The organism is Gemmatimonadota bacterium, assembly GCA_039715185.1.
Classification (GTDB): domain Bacteria; phylum Gemmatimonadota; class Gemmatimonadetes; order Longimicrobiales; family RSA9; genus DATHRK01.
The window spans coordinates 1-17,513 of sequence record JBDLIA010000070.1; the positions used below are offsets into that span (position 1 = coordinate 1).

At 70.5% G+C, this 17,513-nt stretch carries 16 protein-coding genes and 1 pseudogene; 7 read left to right on the top strand and 10 right to left on the bottom strand.

Features of this window, described 5'->3' with window-relative positions; all coding sequences use genetic code 11:
- Window positions 1-91: 91 nt before the first annotated feature.
- Window positions 92-1,444, bottom strand: a complete 1,353-nt coding sequence (locus ABFS34_12140; GenBank protein ID MEN8376190.1) for a TolC family protein — start codon at window positions 1,442-1,444, stop codon at window positions 92-94.
- Window positions 1,445-1,568: 124 nt separating this feature from the next.
- Between ABFS34_12140 and ABFS34_12145 the strand changes: the two genes are divergently transcribed.
- The 3 genes and pseudogenes from ABFS34_12145 to ABFS34_12155 all read left to right on the top strand — a co-directional run bounded on the left by ABFS34_12145 (window position 1,569) and on the right by ABFS34_12155 (window position 5,019).
- On the top strand, window positions 1,569-2,717 hold the full coding sequence (locus ABFS34_12145) for an aminotransferase class V-fold PLP-dependent enzyme (protein ID MEN8376191.1): 1,149 nt from the start codon (window positions 1,569-1,571) through the stop codon (window positions 2,715-2,717).
- A pseudogene (locus ABFS34_12150) lies at window positions 2,714-3,031 on the top strand (hypothetical protein). The gene ABFS34_12145 and the pseudogene ABFS34_12150 overlap by 4 nt, the downstream one beginning before the upstream one ends.
- Window positions 3,032-3,555: 524 nt before the next feature.
- Complete coding sequence (locus ABFS34_12155) at window positions 3,556-5,019, top strand: magnesium chelatase (protein ID MEN8376192.1); 1,464 nt, start codon at window positions 3,556-3,558, stop codon at window positions 5,017-5,019.
- Window positions 5,020-5,076: 57 nt separating this feature from the next.
- Here the strand turns inward: ABFS34_12155 and ABFS34_12160 are convergent, their stop codons facing one another.
- From ABFS34_12160 to ABFS34_12170, 3 genes are all read right to left on the bottom strand, one after another.
- Window positions 5,077-6,096, bottom strand: coding sequence for a tetratricopeptide repeat protein (locus ABFS34_12160; protein MEN8376193.1), 1,020 nt, complete (start codon window positions 6,094-6,096; stop codon window positions 5,077-5,079).
- Window positions 6,097-6,115: 19 nt separating this feature from the next.
- Complete coding sequence (locus tag ABFS34_12165) at window positions 6,116-6,736, bottom strand: hypothetical protein (GenBank protein MEN8376194.1); 621 nt, start codon at window positions 6,734-6,736, stop codon at window positions 6,116-6,118.
- A gap of 192 nt (window positions 6,737-6,928) precedes the next feature.
- Window positions 6,929-8,281, bottom strand: coding sequence for a sigma 54-interacting transcriptional regulator (locus tag ABFS34_12170; protein ID MEN8376195.1), 1,353 nt, complete (start codon window positions 8,279-8,281; stop codon window positions 6,929-6,931).
- Window positions 8,282-8,547: 266 nt separating this feature from the next.
- Here ABFS34_12170 and ABFS34_12175 point away from each other — a divergent pair, with 266 nt between their 5' ends.
- Window positions 8,548-9,333, top strand: a complete 786-nt coding sequence (locus tag ABFS34_12175) for a hypothetical protein (protein ID MEN8376196.1) — start codon at window positions 8,548-8,550, stop codon at window positions 9,331-9,333.
- A 165-nt stretch (window positions 9,334-9,498) separates the two neighbouring features.
- Here the strand turns inward: ABFS34_12175 and ABFS34_12180 are convergent, their stop codons facing one another.
- Window positions 9,499-10,398, bottom strand: coding sequence for an SRPBCC domain-containing protein (locus ABFS34_12180; protein MEN8376197.1), 900 nt, complete (start codon window positions 10,396-10,398; stop codon window positions 9,499-9,501).
- Window positions 10,395-10,715, bottom strand: coding sequence for a metalloregulator ArsR/SmtB family transcription factor (locus ABFS34_12185; protein MEN8376198.1), 321 nt, complete (start codon window positions 10,713-10,715; stop codon window positions 10,395-10,397). Before ABFS34_12185 ends, ABFS34_12180 begins: the two co-directional genes overlap by 4 nt.
- Window positions 10,716-10,864: 149 nt before the next feature.
- On the opposite strand from ABFS34_12185, the gene ABFS34_12190 reads away from it, so the two are divergent.
- The 3 genes from ABFS34_12190 (at window position 10,865) to ABFS34_12200 (ending at window position 14,118) form a co-directional block, all read left to right on the top strand.
- Window positions 10,865-12,148, top strand: a complete 1,284-nt coding sequence (locus ABFS34_12190) for a VWA domain-containing protein (protein MEN8376199.1) — start codon at window positions 10,865-10,867, stop codon at window positions 12,146-12,148.
- A gap of 114 nt (window positions 12,149-12,262) precedes the next feature.
- The gene (lysM, locus tag ABFS34_12195; GenBank protein MEN8376200.1) at window positions 12,263-12,727 is read left to right on the top strand and encodes a peptidoglycan-binding protein LysM; all 465 of its coding nucleotides are present in this window, start codon (window positions 12,263-12,265) and stop codon (window positions 12,725-12,727) included.
- Window positions 12,728-12,924: 197 nt separating this feature from the next.
- Complete coding sequence (locus ABFS34_12200; GenBank protein ID MEN8376201.1) at window positions 12,925-14,118, top strand: fatty acid desaturase; 1,194 nt, start codon at window positions 12,925-12,927, stop codon at window positions 14,116-14,118.
- Between the two features lie 60 nt (window positions 14,119-14,178).
- On the opposite strand, the gene ABFS34_12205 is transcribed toward ABFS34_12200, so the two are convergent.
- The 4 genes from ABFS34_12205 to ABFS34_12220 all read right to left on the bottom strand — a co-directional run.
- A complete protein-coding gene (locus ABFS34_12205; protein MEN8376202.1) occupies window positions 14,179-14,754 on the bottom strand; it encodes a CPBP family intramembrane glutamic endopeptidase in 576 nt (191 codons plus the stop codon).
- A 3-nt stretch (window positions 14,755-14,757) separates the two neighbouring features.
- Window positions 14,758-15,798 (bottom strand): LD-carboxypeptidase, encoded by a 1,041-nt coding sequence (locus ABFS34_12210; protein ID MEN8376203.1) that lies wholly within the window; start codon window positions 15,796-15,798, stop codon window positions 14,758-14,760.
- A complete protein-coding gene (locus ABFS34_12215; GenBank protein ID MEN8376204.1) occupies window positions 15,795-17,015 on the bottom strand; it encodes a bifunctional alpha/beta hydrolase/OsmC family protein in 1,221 nt (406 codons plus the stop codon). Before ABFS34_12215 ends, ABFS34_12210 begins: the two co-directional genes overlap by 4 nt.
- 81 nt (window positions 17,016-17,096) lie before the next feature.
- Window positions 17,097-17,513: DUF3179 domain-containing (seleno)protein (locus tag ABFS34_12220; protein ID MEN8376205.1), on the bottom strand; the 417-nt coding region annotated here is incomplete at its 5' end.

A 17,513-nucleotide genomic window follows, 5' to 3' on the forward strand; every position in this document is an offset into this window, starting at 1 on the left:
GCGCTCTCCGGCTCCTCCTCGGCGCCGGCCTGGTCGCACGCGGCGAGCGCGAGCGGCAAGATGAGCGGGGCGAATCGGGCGATACGGTTCACTAGAGTTCCCTCCCCACGAGCGCCTCCAACTCGGCGCGGGCGATCTGATAGTCGTAGCGTGCGGCGATCTCGTCTGTCTCCGCCTGCGCGAGGTTCAGCTGCGACGTGATCAGGTCCAGGATCGTCGATGCGCCAAGACGGTAACGCTCGTCCTGCACGCGCAGGTCCTCGCGCGCCACCTCCACCGCCTCGGCGGTGAGCTCCAGGCGCTCCTCGGCGAGCCGCACCGACCCGAGCAGGCGCTCCAGGTCCACGCGCGCGGCGCGGCGCGCGTCGCGCACCTCGAACTCGGCCACGTCGGCCGCCACGCGCGCTCGTGTCGCGGCGCTCTCGCGCTGAAAACCATTGAATACGGGTAGCGAAACCGCGAGTCCCATGTTCCAACTGGAGGTGCCGCCGTCGAAGGCGAACTCCTGGTTGAACCAGTTGAGGTTGCTGGTGGCGCGCAGCGTGGGGAAGTACTGGGACCGGGCCACGCCGACGCCCGCCCGCGCGGAGCGCAGGTTCGCGCCCGCGGCGACCACCGCCGGGCTGGTCTCCAGCACCAGGCCGCGCAACTCCTCGTCGGACAGAGCGAGCGCGCGAGCGGCGATGGCGTCGCCGGACTCGGCGCCCACCCGGTCCTCGACGCCCACCACGCGCCCGAGCGCGTACGTGGCGACGGTCCAGTTGGTGCGCTCGGTCAGCTCGGCCTGGCGCGCGTCGTTCAGCTCGAGCTGCGAGCGCAACACGTCAGAGCGCGTGGCGGTGCCGACCTGAAGCCGGCGCTCGGCGGCCGCCAGCGATTCCCGCGCGCGCCTGATCCGTGCCTCCGAGACGCGCATCAGCTCTGCGCGCCGCAGCACGTCGTAGAACGCCACCTTGGCGGACAGGACCACGTCGAAGCGGCGCTGCTGCGCGGTGGCGCGCGCGGCCTCCAGAGCCGCGCCCGCGTCGTTGATCTCGGCGCCGCGGCGGCCGCCGTTCCACACGTCGAGCGACGCGTTGAGCGCCGCGCTGTAGCTGTTGGACGAGCCCGTGACGGTGGTGTTGGTCTGCGGGTTGAAGCGGTTGGTGGAGGCGCGCGACGCGTTGGACGATGCGTTGATCGTGGGCAGGTATGAGCCGCGCGCGCTCAGGCGCGTGGCTTCCGCTGAGCGCACCGAGCCCTCGGCCTGCGCCATCTGCGGATTCACCAGCAGCGCGCGCTGGACGACCTCCTCCAGGGTCATGACCTGAAGGTCTTCCGGCGCCGTCTCCGGCGCCTGGGCCGCCGCGGGCCCCGCGACGATCGTCAGGCCCACGAACGCTGCGGCCACGCTGACGCGACGCGCCGCGCGCCGGCAGGACCCGACGGATAACGGTTCTAGCATGCTCCCTCTGTGTCACTCACGAATGGCCGATTAGACTTCGACGCTCTGGGCGGCGCGAAAGTTAAGCGCGCCCAAGGTGAGCGGGCTATGTTGCGCGGCCGCCAGAAATCTAACCCACGCTTCCATGCAATCCCGAAGAAACGAGTTTTCCATACCGGCGGGCGTCCGCTACCTGAACTGTGCCTACATGGCCCCCATCCCGCGCGTCGTGGAAGAGGCCGGCTTGGGCGGCGTGCGCAGAAAAGGCGATCCGAGCAGGATCGAGGCGCGCCACTTCTTCGAGGAGAGCGACCTGGCTCGCCGGCTTTTCGCGGAGTTGATCGACGCCGATCCCGAGGGCGTTGCCATCGTGCCGGGCGTCTCCTACGGCGTCGAGATCGTGGCGCGCAACCTGAGTCCCCGGCCCGGGCAGCGAATTGTCGTTCTGGCGGAGCAGTTCCCCGCCAACGTCTACCCTTGGAAGGCGGTCGCGGAGCGGACCGGCGCGTACCTGTACACGGTGGAGCGCCCGGTGCCCGGCGAGAGTTGGAGCGCCGCGGTCATCGACGCGGTCGATTCCGATACGGCGCTGGTCACGCTGGGGCAGGTCCACTGGACCGACGGCTCGCTGCTGGACCTGGAGGCGATCGGCGCGCGCGCCCGTGAGGTGGGCGCTGCGTTCGTCATCGACGGGACGCAGAGCATCGGCGCGCTGCCCTTCTCGGTCGGCCGCCTGAAGCCGGACGCGGTCGTGTGCGCGTGCTACAAGTGGCTGCTGGGGCCCTACTCGGTCGGCTTGGCCTGGATCGGGGAGCGCTTCCGCGGCGGCGAGCCGGTCGAGTACACGTGGTTGGGCCGGCCCGGCAGCGAGGATTTCCGCGCGCTGGTGGACTACCGCGACGAGCTGCGCCCCGACGCCTCGCGCTTCGACTCGGCCGAGCGCGCGAACTTTGCGCTCATGCCCATGACGGTGGCGGGTCTGGAGTACGTGCTGGCGCTGGGGCCCGAGGCGGTGCAGGCGCACGGCCGGACGATCACGGACCACGTGGTGGAGGGCGTCCTCGCGCTCGACATGGCGCCGCCGGAGGGGCCGCGCAGCGGACACATTGTCGGGTTGAGCCTACCCGCCGGCGTGGACGGCGGGGGCCTACACCGGGCGCTCACCGAGCGGGGCATCTACGTGTCCCGTCGCGGCGCCGCGCTCAGAATCTCGCCTCACGTGTACAACGACCTGGCCGACGCCGACGCCCTCGTGGGGGCTCTGCGGACCGAGTTGACGCCGGAGGCGAGTTGACGGACCCGTACGAAATCCCCTGGGAGCGGCTGCCGCCCACGTTCGCGCGTGGCCTCGAAGCCGACCCCCGGAGCCCGCCGGAGCCCAAGCCTTCAGCGACGATCGTATTGCTGAGAGATGCTGCCGATGGACCGGAGGCGCTCCTCATGAAGCGCCGCCGGGAGGCCGGGTTCGTGCCCGGGGCGTACGTGTTTCCCGGCGGCCGGGTGGACGCCGGCGACGCATCAGACGCGCTCCGGGATCGCTGCGACGGTGTGCCCGATGAAGGTCCCGAAGCCGCCTACTGGATAGCCGCCGTGCGCGAGGCGTTCGAGGAGACAGGCGTGCTGCTGGCGCGCGCCCAGGGCGTACCGGCTCTGTCGGCGCTGGACGACCCCGCGCTGGAGCGCCTGCGCGACGGGCTGCTCGAGGGCCGGCACGGCTTGGGCCAGGTGCTCGACGAATTGGGCGCGCGCGTGGACCTGACGGACGCGGCCTACCTGGCGCACTGGATCACCCCGGTGGTCGAGCCTCGGCGCTACGACACGCGCTTCTTCATCGCGCGGGTGGCGGATGGCACGCGCGCCGCGGCGGACCCGCGGGAGATGGTCGACGCCGTCTGGCTGACCCCCACGGGAGCCCTCGAGCGGTTCCACGACGGCTCCCTGCCCATGGTCTTCCCGACGGTGCGCACGCTCGAAGACCTGGTGGGCTTTCCCAGCGCGTCAGCCGCCGTCGACGCCGCGCGAACCAGACCGGTGCCTCCGCGTCTTCCCCGACTGGTGAAGACGCCCAGCGGCGTCACGATTCGCCTGCCTTCCCAAGCCGAAGGCCAGGTACACCCCGAGACGGAGTAGACATGACACCCTCCCGCCCGACCACGCTCGGTGCGTTGAAGGAGAGCGGTTACGTGGGCCAGAGCGTGCGCGAAGAGGTGCGCCGCAACCTGATCGCGCGCCTGCGCGACGGGAGTCCCGTGTTCCACGGCGTGGTTGGCTACGATGACACCGTCGTCCCCCAGCTCGTGCAGGCGCTGCTGGCCAAGCAGACCGTCATCTTGCTGGGGCTGCGCGGGCAGGCGAAGAGCCGCATGGTGCGCCAGCTCGTGGACCTGCTCGACCCCGAGATCCCTATCATCGCGGGCAGCGAGGTGAACGACGACCCGCTCCGGCCCATCTCGCGTCACGGCAAGACGGTGCTGGAGGAGTGCGGGGATTCGACGCCGATAGACTGGGTCACCCGCGACGCCCGCTTCGTCGAGAAGCTCGCCACGCCGGACGTGACCATCGCCGACATCATCGGCGACGTGGACCCCATCAAGGCGGCGCGCGGCGGGCACGTCCTGTCGGACGAGATGACGATCCACTTCGGGCTCCTGCCGCGCGCCAACCGCGGCATCTTCGCGGTCAACGAGCTGCCCGATCTGTCCGGCAAGATCCAGGTGGGGCTCTTCAACGTGCTCCAGGAAGGGGACGTGCAGATCAAGGGCTACCCTGTGCGGCTGCCGCTGGACGTCCTCACGGTCTTCACCGCGAACCCGGAGGACTACACCGCGCGCGGCAAGATCATCACGCCCCTGAAGGACAGGATCGGCGCCGAGGTGCGCACGCACTACCCGGAGAGCGTGGAGACCGGCGTGCGCATCACCCGGCAGGAGGCGTGGGTGGACCGCGGCGACGTGGACATCGAGGTGCCGGACGTGGTGGCCTCGGTGATAGAGCGGGTGGCGTTCCTGGCGCGCGAGGACAAGAGGGTCGATCAGCGCAGCGGGGTCAGCCAGCGGCTCCCCATAGCCGCGCTGGAGAACGCCGCGTCATCGGCCGAGCGGCGCGCGCTCCTGACCGGAGAGCCGCCGGTGGTGAGGATCAGCGACGTGTACGCCGCGCTGCCTGCGATCGAGGGCAAGCTGGAGCTGGAGTACGAGGGCGAGCTACAGGGCAGCGAGCGCGTCGCGCGCGAGCTCATCGGACGCGCCTCGGCGGAGGCGCTGGACGACATGGTCCCGGAGGGCGTCGAGGACGAGCTCGCGGAGGTCGTGGACTACTTCGACCGCGGCGGGGTCCTCCAGGTGGGCGACACCGCCGCCGCCGCCGCGGCGCTGGAGGGGCTCACCGCGGTCGCGGGGCTGGAAGGTGCAGTGCGGCGCGCGGGCATGTGGGACGGCGCGTCTCCGGGCGCGCGCGTGGCGGGGTGCGAACTGGTCCTGGAGGCGCTCGCCGCGGAGCGCAGGATCAGCCGATCCTCGGGCGGAGCGTTTCGCCGGCGCCGGGCCCGGAAGCGGCCCGCGCCGCCGTCCGCTGGAGGGCCTTCGCTGGAGGCGTAGGACCGCGCGCGTAGAGCGGGTCGGCGCCGGGCGGGTCGGCGCCGGGCGGGCCACCGCCTAGGGGCTGGCGCCGCGCTCCGCCATCTCCACGAACCCAGCGACCCGTTCGCGCACCGAGGCGCCCCAACCCTGCGCGCCCAGCCCGCCGAAGATCTCATCGGCGCGCGCGTGCAGAGCTTCGGCCTCGTTCGGCTCGACGGCCGCAAGCGCCTCCAGCGTCTCGGCTTCCAGCAGCGCCGCGCCCACCTCCTGCGCCAAGCGCAAGGCCTCGCGCAACGGCGACTGCGCGTCGCGGCGGCGCCCGGCCACCAGCCGCGCGAGGCCGATGACGCGCAGGCACTCGGCCACCCCGGCGCGATCGGCTACCTTCGCCAGGCGATGGCGCGCGCGCTCGGCGGTAGCCTCGGCCAGGCTCGGGTCGCCGCGCATCAGGAACAGCACCGCGCGCTCCTCCTGCGCCCGCGCCAGGACGTCTTCGTCGCTGCCCGGCGTGGCCGCCCGCGCGGCCGCGCGGAAGTGCGCCTCGGCCTCGCGCGGCAGGCCCCGCTCTCGGTAGGCGATGCCCAGGTTCTGGTGCGTGAGGGCGATGCCGCGGCCGTCCGCCAGCCGCTCGTACGCCGCGAGCGCGCGCGCGTGGTGCGCCAGCGACTCATCGGCCTGCCCCCGCAGCGTCGCCACCACACCCAGGTTGTTGGCCGCGTGCGCGACCATTGGGTTGTCGCCCGCGGCGGTGGCCAGCCCCAGGAGGTCGCTCCAACGCTCGCTCGCGTCGTCCACACGGCCCAGGTCGAACAGCGCCATCGCCTCCAGGTTGGTGCGCTTGCGGTGGAGCTGGCGGTCGGCGTCCCGCAGGCACGGCTCCTCGAGCGCCTCGGCCAGCTCCAGCGCTGCCTCGGTCTCGCCGAGTCGCCGGCGCGCGTACGCCAGCCAGTAGCCCAGGGCGGCCTCGCCCAGGAGCGTCTCGGGCGAATCGTCCTCGAGCAGCACCCGGATGCCGGCGTAGTCCCCGGCGGCTCGACGACGGTTGACCGCGTCCAGCAGGTCCAGTCGACGGACCGCCTCGGCGTCGTTGCTCATGGGCCCGGGTCGCCGTCCCTCAGCCGGCCAGGACGAAGCCGGTGAAGCCGGTGATCTCGGCGCGGACCTCGTCCAGATCCTCGAGCTTGAGGGTGCCGCTCCTGATCCATGGGTCGCCGGGCGCCTCCTGGCGCCACAGGTCCAGGCGGCCCTCGAACTCGATGTCGTCCGAGTCGGCCGTGCCCGATCCGTCCAGGTCGCCCTCCGTGACCCCGTAGTCCACGTTGAGCCTGGCCGGACGATCCGGGTCGAAGGTGAGACCGGACGGCTCGAAATCGAACAGGAAGAAGCGGGAGTCGAAGCGGACGACGATCTCGATCGAGTCCCCGGTTACGAAGGCCGTGCCGTCGGGTCGCCTCAACAGCGACTGGGCGTCGACCTCGAAGCGCAGGAAGTCCTCGGGCTCGCCTCCGGCAACGGGGATGTCCACCTCGAGCCGGCGATCCTCGCCGCGCACCGCCCAGAAGCGGAGCTCTTCGGGCAGGGTCGCCGCGGCATCCGGGGGCAGGGGCAGGAACGTAAGTTGGGCCGTGTTGACCGTGTCCGGTAGCGTCCCGTCCACCGGGCCCGTGGTGTCGCTACAGGCCGACAGCGGGACCGCGACCAGCAGGATTCCGCGAATCAGTGCGCCTCGAAGCATCCGCGCCTCGCTCAGATTAAACAGTTGAGTCCATGGGGTGGGGAGAGTCGGCCGGGGCGTCACTCGGGCCACGGCCCCCGCGTCTCATCCAGCACGTGGCGTGCCCGCCAAACGCCCCGCCGCTGCGCCATTTCCGCTGCGGCCCATGCCTCGCAACGGGACGAGTGTAGCGAATCGAGACAGGCGTCGCGTTCACGACTCCTCGCCCAGAAGGCGGTAGAGGCGGGATCGACTCACGCCGAGAGCGCGCGCGGCCGCGCTCTTGTTGCCGCGGTGGTGAGTCAGCATGGCGTGCGCCGCGGCCAGCTCGATTTCGTCGATGGTCGCCGGGAAGGGGATCGGCCCCTCCGCGGGCTCCGCCGCGAGCGGCGGGAAGAGGTCCTCCTCGGACAACACCTCTCCGCCCAGCACCACCGCGCGCTCCATCGCGTTGCGCAGCTCGCGCACGTTGCCCGGCCACGGCCTGAGGAGCAGCGTCTGCTCGAGAGCCGCAGGCAGGTCGGGGCGCTCCAGGTCGTAGTCGCCGGCTATGTCGTCCAGGAAGTGCCGCGCCAGGAGCAGCACGTCCTGCCCCCGTTCGCGCAGCGGCGGCAGGTGGATTGAGACGACGTTGAGCCTGTAGTAGAGGTCCTGCCGAAAGTCGCCGGCCTCCACCGCGGCGGGCAGATCGACGTGCGTGGCGGCGATGATCCGCACGTCTACAGGCCGGGATCGCAGGCTGCCGAGCCGGCGCACCGACCGCTCCTCGAGCGCGCGCAGCAGCTTGGCCTGGAGGTCGATGCGGAGCTCGCCGATCTCGTCGAGGAAGAGCGTGCCTCCGTGGGCCGCCTCGAACAGTCCGGGCTTGGCGGTGCGGGCGTCGGTGAAAGCGCCGCGCTCGTACCCGAACAGCTCCGCCTCGAGCAGGTTGGCGGGCAGCGCCGAGCAGTTCACCTCGACGAAGGGGCTGGCGGCTCGGGGTCCGTTGTAGTGGATCGCCTGCGCGATCAACTCCTTGCCCGTGCCGGTCTCGCCGGTGAGCAGCACGGTGGCGCGGTCGCGTGGGATGACCTTGCCGGCGCGGCGGACCGCGTCGCGCAGCAGCTCGCTGTCGCCGATGATCGCGGAGAAGTCGTACGCGCGCTGCTCGGTCTCCGCGCGCTGCGCGGCACGCGCGCGCGAGCGCCCTTCGTCACACAGGGCCGAGACCCAGGCCCGCAGGGCGGCCAGGTCGCCGGGCAGCGCGAAGTACTCGCGCGCGCCGGTGCCCAGCGCGGCCACCGCGGCCCGGTGGCCCGTGTCCGCACCCACCACCGCGATTGGGCCCGCGCCCGCGGAGCGCAGCGAGTCTATGTCCGCGTCGAGGTCGAACTCCCGGCCGGCAGCGCCCACGATCAGCGCGTCTACCTCGCCGAGCGGCGCCAGCTCGCCGGCCTCGCTCTCCAGCCTGAGCGCGGCGTCCGCGGCGTCCGCGACCTCCGCCCAGGCCGAGCCGAACGACTCGGTCAAGGCCAGGACCGCCACGGTCGCGCGCTCCTTGCTCTCCCCCGCTCCTGCTGACTGCATCGATCCCCCCAAACACTGCGGCCGCGTTCCCCCCGGATTGTCGCGCAGCGACGCACGGATGTTAGTCGGGTTGTCCCAAAACGAAACACTCAGGGTCGACGACCAAGGCTGTGGCGGACTCCCGATTTCGACCTCAAGTGATTGCAAACAAATCTTTTAACCCCACACAACCGCTTCTGGCAGCGGCCTTGCTTGCTCAAGGTCGGCGTGGCGCCGCCCGCCAGCGGCGCAGGGGAACTGAACGGGAACGCAACCAGGAGTTACCGATGTTGAAGTTCAATCGGGTCGCCGCGCTCGCGCTAGCGGCCTTTGCGACGATGGCCTGCGACGACACCACCGGCCCCACGGCCGATGGCACGGCGGTCGCGATTCGCTTCCAGACGGCGTTCGCGCCCTCCGCGAGCGTATCGCTCGCCGGCGGCGGCGCCGGGCTCACGATCGTCGGGACGAACGGCGTGGTGACCATCGACGGCCTGTACATGGTGGTCGCTGAGTTCGAGATGAAGCGGAACAGCAGCGACGTGTGCACAGACATCGTCGGCATGGACGACGACAACTGTGAGGAGTGGGAGGCCGGACCCTTCTTCGTGGACGTCCCGCTCGACGGCGGCAGCACGATCGTGGTCAGCCAAGTGGTCCCGGCGGACACGTACAGGGAGATCGACTTCGAGGTCGAGGACCTGGACGAGACCGAAGAGGATCCCGCCGACGCGCCGGCGGTAGAGGCGCTGCTGGCCGACATCCAAGCCGCTTTCCCGGACTGGCCGAAGGACGCGAGCATTCGCATCGAGGGCAACTTCCAGCCGACCGGCGGAGACCCGCAGCCGTTCGCGGTCTTCTTCGAGGCCGAGATCGAGATCGAGCGCACGCTGGAGCCGCCGCTGGTGGTGTCCGGCGACGAGGCACAGCGCACGATTTCCATCGAGCTGGACCCGTCGCTGTGGTTCACGCAGGGCGACGGCACGGTTCAGGACCTCTCCGTCCTGGACGGCACGCTGGTCGAGTTCCAAGTGGACGTCGAGAACGGCATCACCCAGGTCGAATTCGACTGATCCGCGGTACCGGCTGTTAGCGGGTCCCGGTGCCCGGGGGAGAGGCGCGCGCCGTGCGCGTGGCCGGGTATCGGGGCCGCGCTGCTCTTCGACTTGGAAACGGGTCCGGATTCGTCCGGGCCCGTTTGCTTTGCCCGGGTCGGGTCGCCGTCCGGCCAGCCTCCTTCAGGCCTCCGCAGGCAGATCGATGGAGCTCGCCACCACTGCCATCTGCGACATGAAGTGCCCCCAGCCGAAGGGGTAGTCGCTTATATCGACGGTGCGCACGAAGCCGGAATGGATCAACGTGACGAGCGTGCCCTCGCCCTCGGGCTCGAGGATCCACGTTACCCTCTGCGGCGGCACCGACGCATCGCCACGCCAGTCGGGCCAGGAGATCGCGAGGAGGCGATCCCGCTCGAACTCGAGGATCTGCATCGCCGGGCCATCGTGCGGGATGTCGGCGGCCTCCGCCCACCCGAGATCGAAGCGCCCGCCCACGCGGGGCTCCACCGTAGCGTCCCTGGCGATCCAGCGATTCAGGGACGCCGGCTCGATCAACGCGCGAAACACGTCAGCCGGCGGCGCCTCGATCGTGGTCGTCAGCCGGACCTCCGGGTTCGGGTCACCGAAGTCGGGGCGCATGACCGCGCCGTGCCCCGCGCAGTACGCTGCCAGGTTGCCGAGGGCGAAGCGCCACCAGTCGTCTACGATCTCGCGCGCGCGGGACCGATCGATTTCCCGCTCCAGCGTGTGCTCGATCGAGACGCGGGTGAGCCGGGCGCCGTCTCGTTCCTCGGGCGCCAGCGAGAAGGTCACCGAACTCGGCACGTCGAGCATGGCCCAGTCGAAGGCCACGCGCCGGTGCGGTTCGTAGATGCGCAGGGTGCCGGTGGCCTCATCCGCCGAAGGCGTGCCGATGGTGTGGCGTCCCCAGAACCGGTAGCCGCCGCCTGCGCGGGCATCCACCCGGGCGTGCTCCGCGAACCACGCCTCCAGCTCGTCGGCCCTGGTCAGGGCGCCGAAGATTCGCTCCGCGGGGGCCGGAATCGGGAACGAGAACTTGTGCGTCCAGGAGTCGCTCATGGGCCTTCCTCCACGAAACGTTTGAGGTCCTGAAGGCGGGCCGCCCAGTAGATCCGGTAGCGTTCCAGCCACCGGTCGAGCTCGTGGAAGGCCTCCGCATTCAGCCTGTACAGCCGGGCCTGCGCATCCTTGCGACACAGCACCAGGCCGGCATCGCGCAGCACGCGCAGGTGCCTCGAGATGGCCGGGCGGGTCACCGAGAAACGACCGGCGATGCTGCCCGCGGGGCACTCTCCTCCTCTCAGGAGATCGAGGATCTCTCGACGGCGGCTATCCGCCAACGCGTGGAAGATCGCTTCCCGATTGTATGTAACCATCGGTTTACATACTAGATTGGACCCGGTGATACGGCAAGGTCGGCGGTGCGGTCGTCGTGCGGGTCTGGAACTCGTTCGGGCGGATCGGCACTATAGGGACGTACGGCGCGACGGCCCCATCGGCGCGCCCACCCATACCCGGCGTTCGCATGCGCTTCACCACCTACACCAAGTACAAGGGGGGATTCCTCGAGGCGCTCAACCTGGAAGCGCTGCTCGAGAGCCTCGCCGATTTCCTGCTCCAGAGCGGCTTCGTGGGCGGCCCGCAGTATCACCCTTGGTGGGGCTGGACCGGAGACGACGCCGACCACAGCATGGACGGCCTCAAGCAGCGCCTGCTGGAGGCGCTCATCGAAACAGGGCAGCTCACGCCGGAGATGCTGGCCGAGCTGCGCGGCGAGGGGGACAACGAGGCCGCTCGGGAGGCGCTCGCGCGGTTGCTGGACGATCTGGTTCAGCGTCTGGTCGAAGAGGGCTACCTGCAAGCCGACGGAACGCCCGCCGCGCCCGCTTCGTTCCAGCACCTGGACGCCGAGGGCCACGTGGACGAGGCCGCGCAGGCGGCCCGCCAGGTGGAGTTCTCGCTCACCGCCAAGGGGCTGGATTTCCTGGCCTACAGAACCCTGCGCGACATCATGTCAGCGCTGGGCAAGTCGACTCAGGGGAGCCACGAGACGCCGCACCTGGACACGGGCATCGAAGCCAACGCGGCGTCGCGGCCCTACGCCTTCGGGGACAGCTTCAACCTGGACATCCCGGCCACCCTGGGGAACGCCATCCGCCGCGGCGGCGCGCGCCTGCCGCTGGACCTGGACTACCCGGACCTGATGGTCCACCAGGCGGAGTACAGGAGCTCGTGCGCGACGGTGCTCATGCTGGACGTGTCGCACTCCATGATCCTGTACGGAGAGGACCGCTTCACGCCGGCCAAGAAGGTCGCGCTGGCGCTCTCGCACCTCATCCGGACCCAGTTCCCGGGCGACAGCCTCAGGGTGATCACCTTCGGCGACCGCGCCGAGGAGATCCCGCTCGCGCGCGTGGGTCACGCTCAGGTCGGGCCGTTCCACACCAACACCGCGGAGGGGCTCCAGCTCGCCCGCAGGCTTCTGCGCGCGCAGGGCAAGGACATGCGCCAGATCATCATGATCACCGACGGCAAGCCGTCCGCCATCACGCTCCCGGGAGGGCGCGTCTACAAGAACCCCGCGGGGCTCGATCCGCGGGTGCTGCGGGAGACCTTCCGCGAAGTCGCGGCGTGCCGGAGGTCCAACATCATCATCAACACCTTCATGCTCGCGCGCGACCCGGCGCTCGTCGCGTTCGTCTCGCGCGTGTGCGAGCTGGCCCGGGGTCGCGCCTACTTCACGAGCACCATGACGCTGGGCCAGTACCTCATGCGCGACTTCCTCAAGGGCAAGACGCGGCGCGGGTAGCAAGGCTGTATATTGCTGGAAGTCACGGGATCGTGGCCCCCGCTCTCGCCCCCGCACGGCCCTTGCGTCGGTCGCATCTCGATGTGAAGCCCACCGCACGCACGGGAGAAACCAATGGGCATTTTCGACTTCCTCAAGGACGTCGGCGACAAGATTACGGGCGCCGACAAGCGCGAAGCCGCCGAAGAGCAGGGCATGGTGGTCGCCATCGCGCGCCACGTGATCGGGCTCGGACTGAACCCCGACGGGTTCCGCGTCGAGTTCGACGACGGCACCGCCACCCTGCACGGCAACCCGACGACCCAGGCCGAGCGGGAACGCGTCATCCTGGCGGTGGGTAACCTCAACGGCGTGGCCCGCGTGGACGACCGGATGGTGGTGAGGATGCCCGCCCCGGAGGCCAAGTTCTACACCGTGCAGTCGGGCGATTCCCTGTCCAAGATCGCGCGCGAGTACTACGGCGATGCAATGCGCTATCCGGAGATCTTCGAGGCCAACAAGCCCATGCTGAAGGACCCCGACAAGATCTATCCGGGGCAGGTGCTTCGGATTCCGCTGACCGTCTCGCCTGACGCCTGAACGGCGCCGATCGGGGTGCGCGGCTGGAGTAAGGTTTGATTTCGATCCGGCGTTCGTACATCTTTGCGGCACTCCCCCGCTCGGGGGGCGGCGCACATCCGTCGCCTCCCGGGCGGTCGTCGTGTTCGGCGTCGGCATAGTGCGGCGCCGAAACCAGGAGGGGCAGGGCTCGCTCCTCGAACCGCTCCGGAGTTGACATGCCTGGATTCGCGGCCTTAGCAGAACCGTGGTGGATCGCGTTCGTGTACCTGGCCGTACTCGGCCATATCACGAACATCTGCGTGACCCTGTACTTGCACCGCAGCGCCACCCACGGGGGGGTGCGATTCCATCCGCTGGTGGAGCATTTCATGCGCGGGTGGCTGTGGCTCACGACGGGCATGAACACGCGCGAGTGGGTGGCGGTCCACCGCAAGCACCACGCGTTCAGCGACAAGCCGGGTGACCCACATTCTCCGCACGAGGAAGGGTTCTGGCACATCGTCCTGGCGGGCCTCTGGTTCTACAAGGAGGCGATCCAGGACGACGCCATGCTGGAGAAATACGGCAAGGGCACGCCGGACGACTGGGTGGAGCGCAACGTCTACAAGCGGCATCGCTGGACCGGCCTGCTCTCGATGTTGGTCCTGAACGTGTTCCTTTTCGGCCCCCTCCTGGGTCTGCTTGTGTGGTCCGGCATGGCCGTTTGGATCCCGATCTTCGGGGCTATGATCAACGGCGTCGGGCACGCGCTCGGGTATCGCAACTTCGACACGAAGGACGAGAGCCGGAACATTTACCCGCTCGGCGTCTGGATCGTCGGCGAAGAGCTCCACAACAACCACCACGCCGACCCCCGGTCGGCCAGATTCAACGCCCGCTGGTGGGAGTTCGACATCGGTTGGCTCTACATCCGCCTGCTATCCGCCTTCTCCCTGGCCGAGGTGGTTTACGCGCGTACGCTGAACGTGCGCGAGTTCACGGCGAAGTACTACGAGGGGGGCTTCCCCCAGCCGCTGGCCGCCCGAGTCGAGACCGCGAGCGAGCGGGTGGACCGGGCCCGCGAGGAGTTCGCCGCCTGGGTGGACCGGGTGTCAGCATCCGCGCGCGCCGAGTTGGACGTGCGGGCCGCCGCCCTCGAGCAGATGGTCCAGGAGGCGAAGGCCGAGCTCGCGCACCTGCGCGAAGAGGCGGCGGTGGAGTTGGAGCGCGTGAAGGGCCGGATGGAGGAGATCCGGCATGAGGCGCTACACGCGATCGAGCAGCGGCGAGCCCGCGTGGATCAGGTCAAGGCTTCGGTCCGCGCGGAGATCGATGAGGCCGTGGACGCGGCGCGGGCGGCGCTCGACAAGGCGGTGGCCGAGGCCGAGGCGCTCCTGAACGGAGGGACGCTGGGGCCAGCCGGGGCCTAACCCCCGGGCGTTCGCGCAGCAGGAGCCGATCGCCGCGGAACGAGAACACCAGGCTCTCGTTCACGCGCCGCCCCCGCCCAGGCTGATTGCCGCGGCGCCGATGGCCAGAAGGTTCAGGAAGAAATGGACGCCCGTGGTCACGAGCAGCGCCTTGCCTACGCCGGCGGGGCGCCACGCCAGGTAGCACCAGGCCAGCACGAGGCCGGTGGGGATGTGGACCAGGATCGCGGCCACCCCGCTCTGGAAGTGCAGCAGGGCGAACACCGTCGCGGAGCCGACCGCGGCCAGCGCCGCCGGGGCGCCGAAGCGGCGCAGCGCCTCGATGGGCGCCCACTGGAAGAGCACGGTCTCCGCGATGGGCGCCCATATCAGGGCGAGCACCGCGAGCGCGACCAGCCCGAACTGTTCGAGGAGTTCCTCGGCCGTGGTGGCGTCCTCGATGACGCCGAGCTGCACGGAGACGATGACCGCCGGGATGCGCAGCAGCAGCGCGAGCACGGACATCTCGAGCACGAAGCGCGCGACGCCGTACGTCCGCGTCCGCTCCAGATAGTCGCCCAGCGCGGTGCCCGGCGCGATGGAGTCGGCGCGGGCGATGGCGGGCTCGCCCGGCGCCGGCGTGTGGGCTTCCTCCACCGCCTACACCACCGCCGGTTCGAGCAGCCGAACCGTGGCCGATGCCGTGTCGATCTCGGCCTCCACGCCCACGGGGAGCGTCCACTTGCGCGGGATGTGCCCGACCATGCCGCCCGCCCACACCGGCACGTCCAGGCCGCCCAGGTGGTGCTCCAGCACCTCGGGCAGCGTGAGCGATCCATAAGCGCTGTCGGGGTCGCAGTCGGTGCACTTGCCGAACACGACCCCGGCAACGGAGTCGAGCACGCCCGCCAGCGCGAGCTGGGTCAGCAGCCGGTCGATGCGGTACACGGCCTCGCCGACGTCCTCCAGGAAGAGGATCGACCCGCTCCAGTCGGGCACGTAGGGCGACCCCAGGATCGACGCCAGGACCGTGAGGTTGCCGCCGAGCAGCCGGCCGCGCGCGCGCCCGGGCGTGATGACGCGAGGGCGGTCCTCGGTTACCGCCAGGTCGGAGCCTCGCTCGACCGGATTGCGCAGCGTCGGCGCGGTCCCCTCGAACACCACCGCGCGCAGCGCGCCTACCGAGAAGTCGTTCCACTCCGACGTCCCCACCGGGCCGTGAAAGGTGACCAGCCCCGTGCGCGCGTGGAGCGCGAGCAGCAGCGTCGTGATGTCGCTGTAGCCCAGGAACACCTTGGGATTCGCGGCGACGGCGTCGAAATCCAGCAGGTGCAGGAGGCGCGCCGCGCCCCAGCCGCCGCGCACCGCCAGGACACCGTCCACCGTGTCGTCGGCGAACATCTCGTTCAGGTCCGCCGCCCGCGCCTCGTCGGTGCCGGCCAGGTAGCCGTGCCGGTCGAGCAAATGCCGGCCTCGAATCGGCACCAGGCCGAGCGCGGCCAGGCGCTCCTCCACTATCTCGATGTCCTGGCCGTCGAAGGTCGCGCCCGCGGGGTTCACGAGCGCCACTCGGGAGCCGGCGCGGAGGCGGCGCGGCTTGACCGGCTCGGGCGTGCGTGCCGCGGCGCCGGGCTTCGCGGCGCCGAGCGTCAGGCCGGCCGTCCCGAGCGCCGCGGAACGGGCGAACGCGCGCCTCTTCATTGCGCCGCCTCCGTCGTGTCTATCCGCACCCCTGCCTCCAGCGTTCTGTGCACCGGGCAGCGGTCGGCGATCTCCATGAGCCGCGCCCGCTGCTCCTGGTCCAGGTCTCCTTCGAGCGTGATGTCCCGGCGCAGCCTGTCCAGGCACGACTTCGGGTCCTCGCAGGCCCCGCCGTGCTGGGCGTGCACCCGATCGTGCGCCAGCCGCACCGACACCTCCTCCAGCGGCCACCCCTTCCGGTCGGCGTACATGCGCAGCGTCATGCCGGTGCACGTGCCGAGCGCGGCGGCCAACAGATCATACGGCGTCGGGCCCTCGCTGGTGCCGCCGACCGACAGCGGCTCGTCGGCGACGAGCGAGTGCAGACCGACCACTACCTCCGTCCGGTACCCGCTCGAGCCGGTCCGCGTGACCACGCCCGGGATCACCGCCTCGGCCTCCGCGGCTTCGACGCCGGGGGCGACGTATCTCCCGGCCCAGGCCGCCAGCACGCCGGCGACGTAACGCGCGTCGGCCGGCTCGGTGAGGAGGTGGTCGGCGGTGTCGAGCGAGACGAAGCTCTTGGGATGGCGGGCCGCTTCATAGATGCGCGCGGCGTTGTCGATGCCCACCACGTCGTCCACGGGCGAGTGCATAACGAGCAGCGCGCGCCCCAGATCGCCGATCGAGGCGCGCATGTTGTCGGCGTCCAGGTCCTGGAGGAATTCGCGCCCGATGCGGAAGGGCCGGCCGGCTATGCGCACCGTCGCCTCTCCGTTCGCCTCGATCTCCTCCCTGCTCGACTCGACGTGCCTGAGGACGTGGCCCGGGTCGGCGGGGGCGCCGATGGTCGCGACGGCGCGCACCGCGGGTAGGCGATGGGCCGCCTGCAGGACCGCGGCGCCGCCCAGCGAGTGCCCGATCAGAATCGACGGAGCGCCCTCCTCCCGCTCCAGGCGCTCCGCCGCCGCGAGCAGGTCGCCCACGTTGCTGCTGAAGGTGGTGTCGCCGAAGTCTCCTCCGCTCTGGCCCAGTCCGGTGAAATCGAAGCGCAGGACGCCGATGCGCTCCCTCACCAACGTCCTGGCGATGGTGACCACCGCCTTCAGGTCCTTCGAGCACGTGAAGCAATGGGCGAACAGCGCGTAGGCGTCGACTTCGCCGTCCGCCGGAAGGTCGAGAATCGCGGCGAGCTCGGCGCCGGTCGAGCCGGGGAATCTCAGGTGTCTGGTCGCCATGGACAGTTGGGCTCTAGGGTCTCCGACCGGAGCGGTCCCTCAAGGGTCGCCGACGTCCCGTTGTAGCCGCCCTGAAGGGTATCAGCGCTCCACGACGCGGGTGTCCGGTCGGTACGCCGCCCACACGAACCAGAAGTGGACCCCTTCGTCGACCTGGCGCAGCCGCTTGCCCTCCAGCGGACCCTCCAGACCCAGGCCGGACAGGGACCAGGTAGTGCCGGTCTGCCGGTCGCGGAAGCGATCTTCGCCGGTGGGTTGGAAGCGCAGGCGCCGCCCGTCCAGAACCGCGGAGAAGCCCACCGCCGCGCCGACGTCCCTGCCGTCGGCGGTACGCTCCGAGTAGATGCTGGCGGTGCCGGGGGCCCAGAAGGCCACCACGGGCTCTCCGCCCACCTTCGCCTCGAGCACCCGCTCCTCCGCCAGCGCGAGGAAGGGGAACGCCACCTGCTCGTCGCCCAGCTCGACCACCAGGACGCGCTCCTTGGCGGGCAGGCGGAT

Coding starts and splice junctions, on each gene's coding strand:
- ABFS34_12145 (MEN8376191.1), top strand. CDS start 1,569: ATGCAATCCCGAAGAAACGAGTTTTCCATACCGGCGGGCGTCCGCTAC.
- ABFS34_12210 (MEN8376203.1), bottom strand. CDS start 15,798: ATGAAGAGGCGCGCGTTCGCCCGTTCCGCGGCGCTCGGGACGGCCGGC.
- ABFS34_12160 (MEN8376193.1), bottom strand. CDS start 6,096: ATGAGCAACGACGCCGAGGCGGTCCGTCGACTGGACCTGCTGGACGCG.
- lysM (MEN8376200.1), top strand. CDS start 12,263: ATGGGCATTTTCGACTTCCTCAAGGACGTCGGCGACAAGATTACGGGC.
- ABFS34_12200 (MEN8376201.1), top strand. CDS start 12,925: ATGCCTGGATTCGCGGCCTTAGCAGAACCGTGGTGGATCGCGTTCGTG.
- ABFS34_12190 (MEN8376199.1), top strand. CDS start 10,865: ATGCGCTTCACCACCTACACCAAGTACAAGGGGGGATTCCTCGAGGCG.
- ABFS34_12140 (MEN8376190.1), bottom strand. CDS start 1,444: ATGCTAGAACCGTTATCCGTCGGGTCCTGCCGGCGCGCGGCGCGTCGC.
- ABFS34_12155 (MEN8376192.1), top strand. CDS start 3,556: ATGACACCCTCCCGCCCGACCACGCTCGGTGCGTTGAAGGAGAGCGGT.
- ABFS34_12170 (MEN8376195.1), bottom strand. CDS start 8,281: ATGCAGTCAGCAGGAGCGGGGGAGAGCAAGGAGCGCGCGACCGTGGCG.
- ABFS34_12165 (MEN8376194.1), bottom strand. CDS start 6,736: ATGCTTCGAGGCGCACTGATTCGCGGAATCCTGCTGGTCGCGGTCCCG.
- ABFS34_12215 (MEN8376204.1), bottom strand. CDS start 17,015: ATGGCGACCAGACACCTGAGATTCCCCGGCTCGACCGGCGCCGAGCTC.
- ABFS34_12175 (MEN8376196.1), top strand. CDS start 8,548: ATGTTGAAGTTCAATCGGGTCGCCGCGCTCGCGCTAGCGGCCTTTGCG.
- ABFS34_12180 (MEN8376197.1), bottom strand. CDS start 10,398: ATGAGCGACTCCTGGACGCACAAGTTCTCGTTCCCGATTCCGGCCCCC.
- ABFS34_12185 (MEN8376198.1), bottom strand. CDS start 10,715: ATGGTTACATACAATCGGGAAGCGATCTTCCACGCGTTGGCGGATAGC.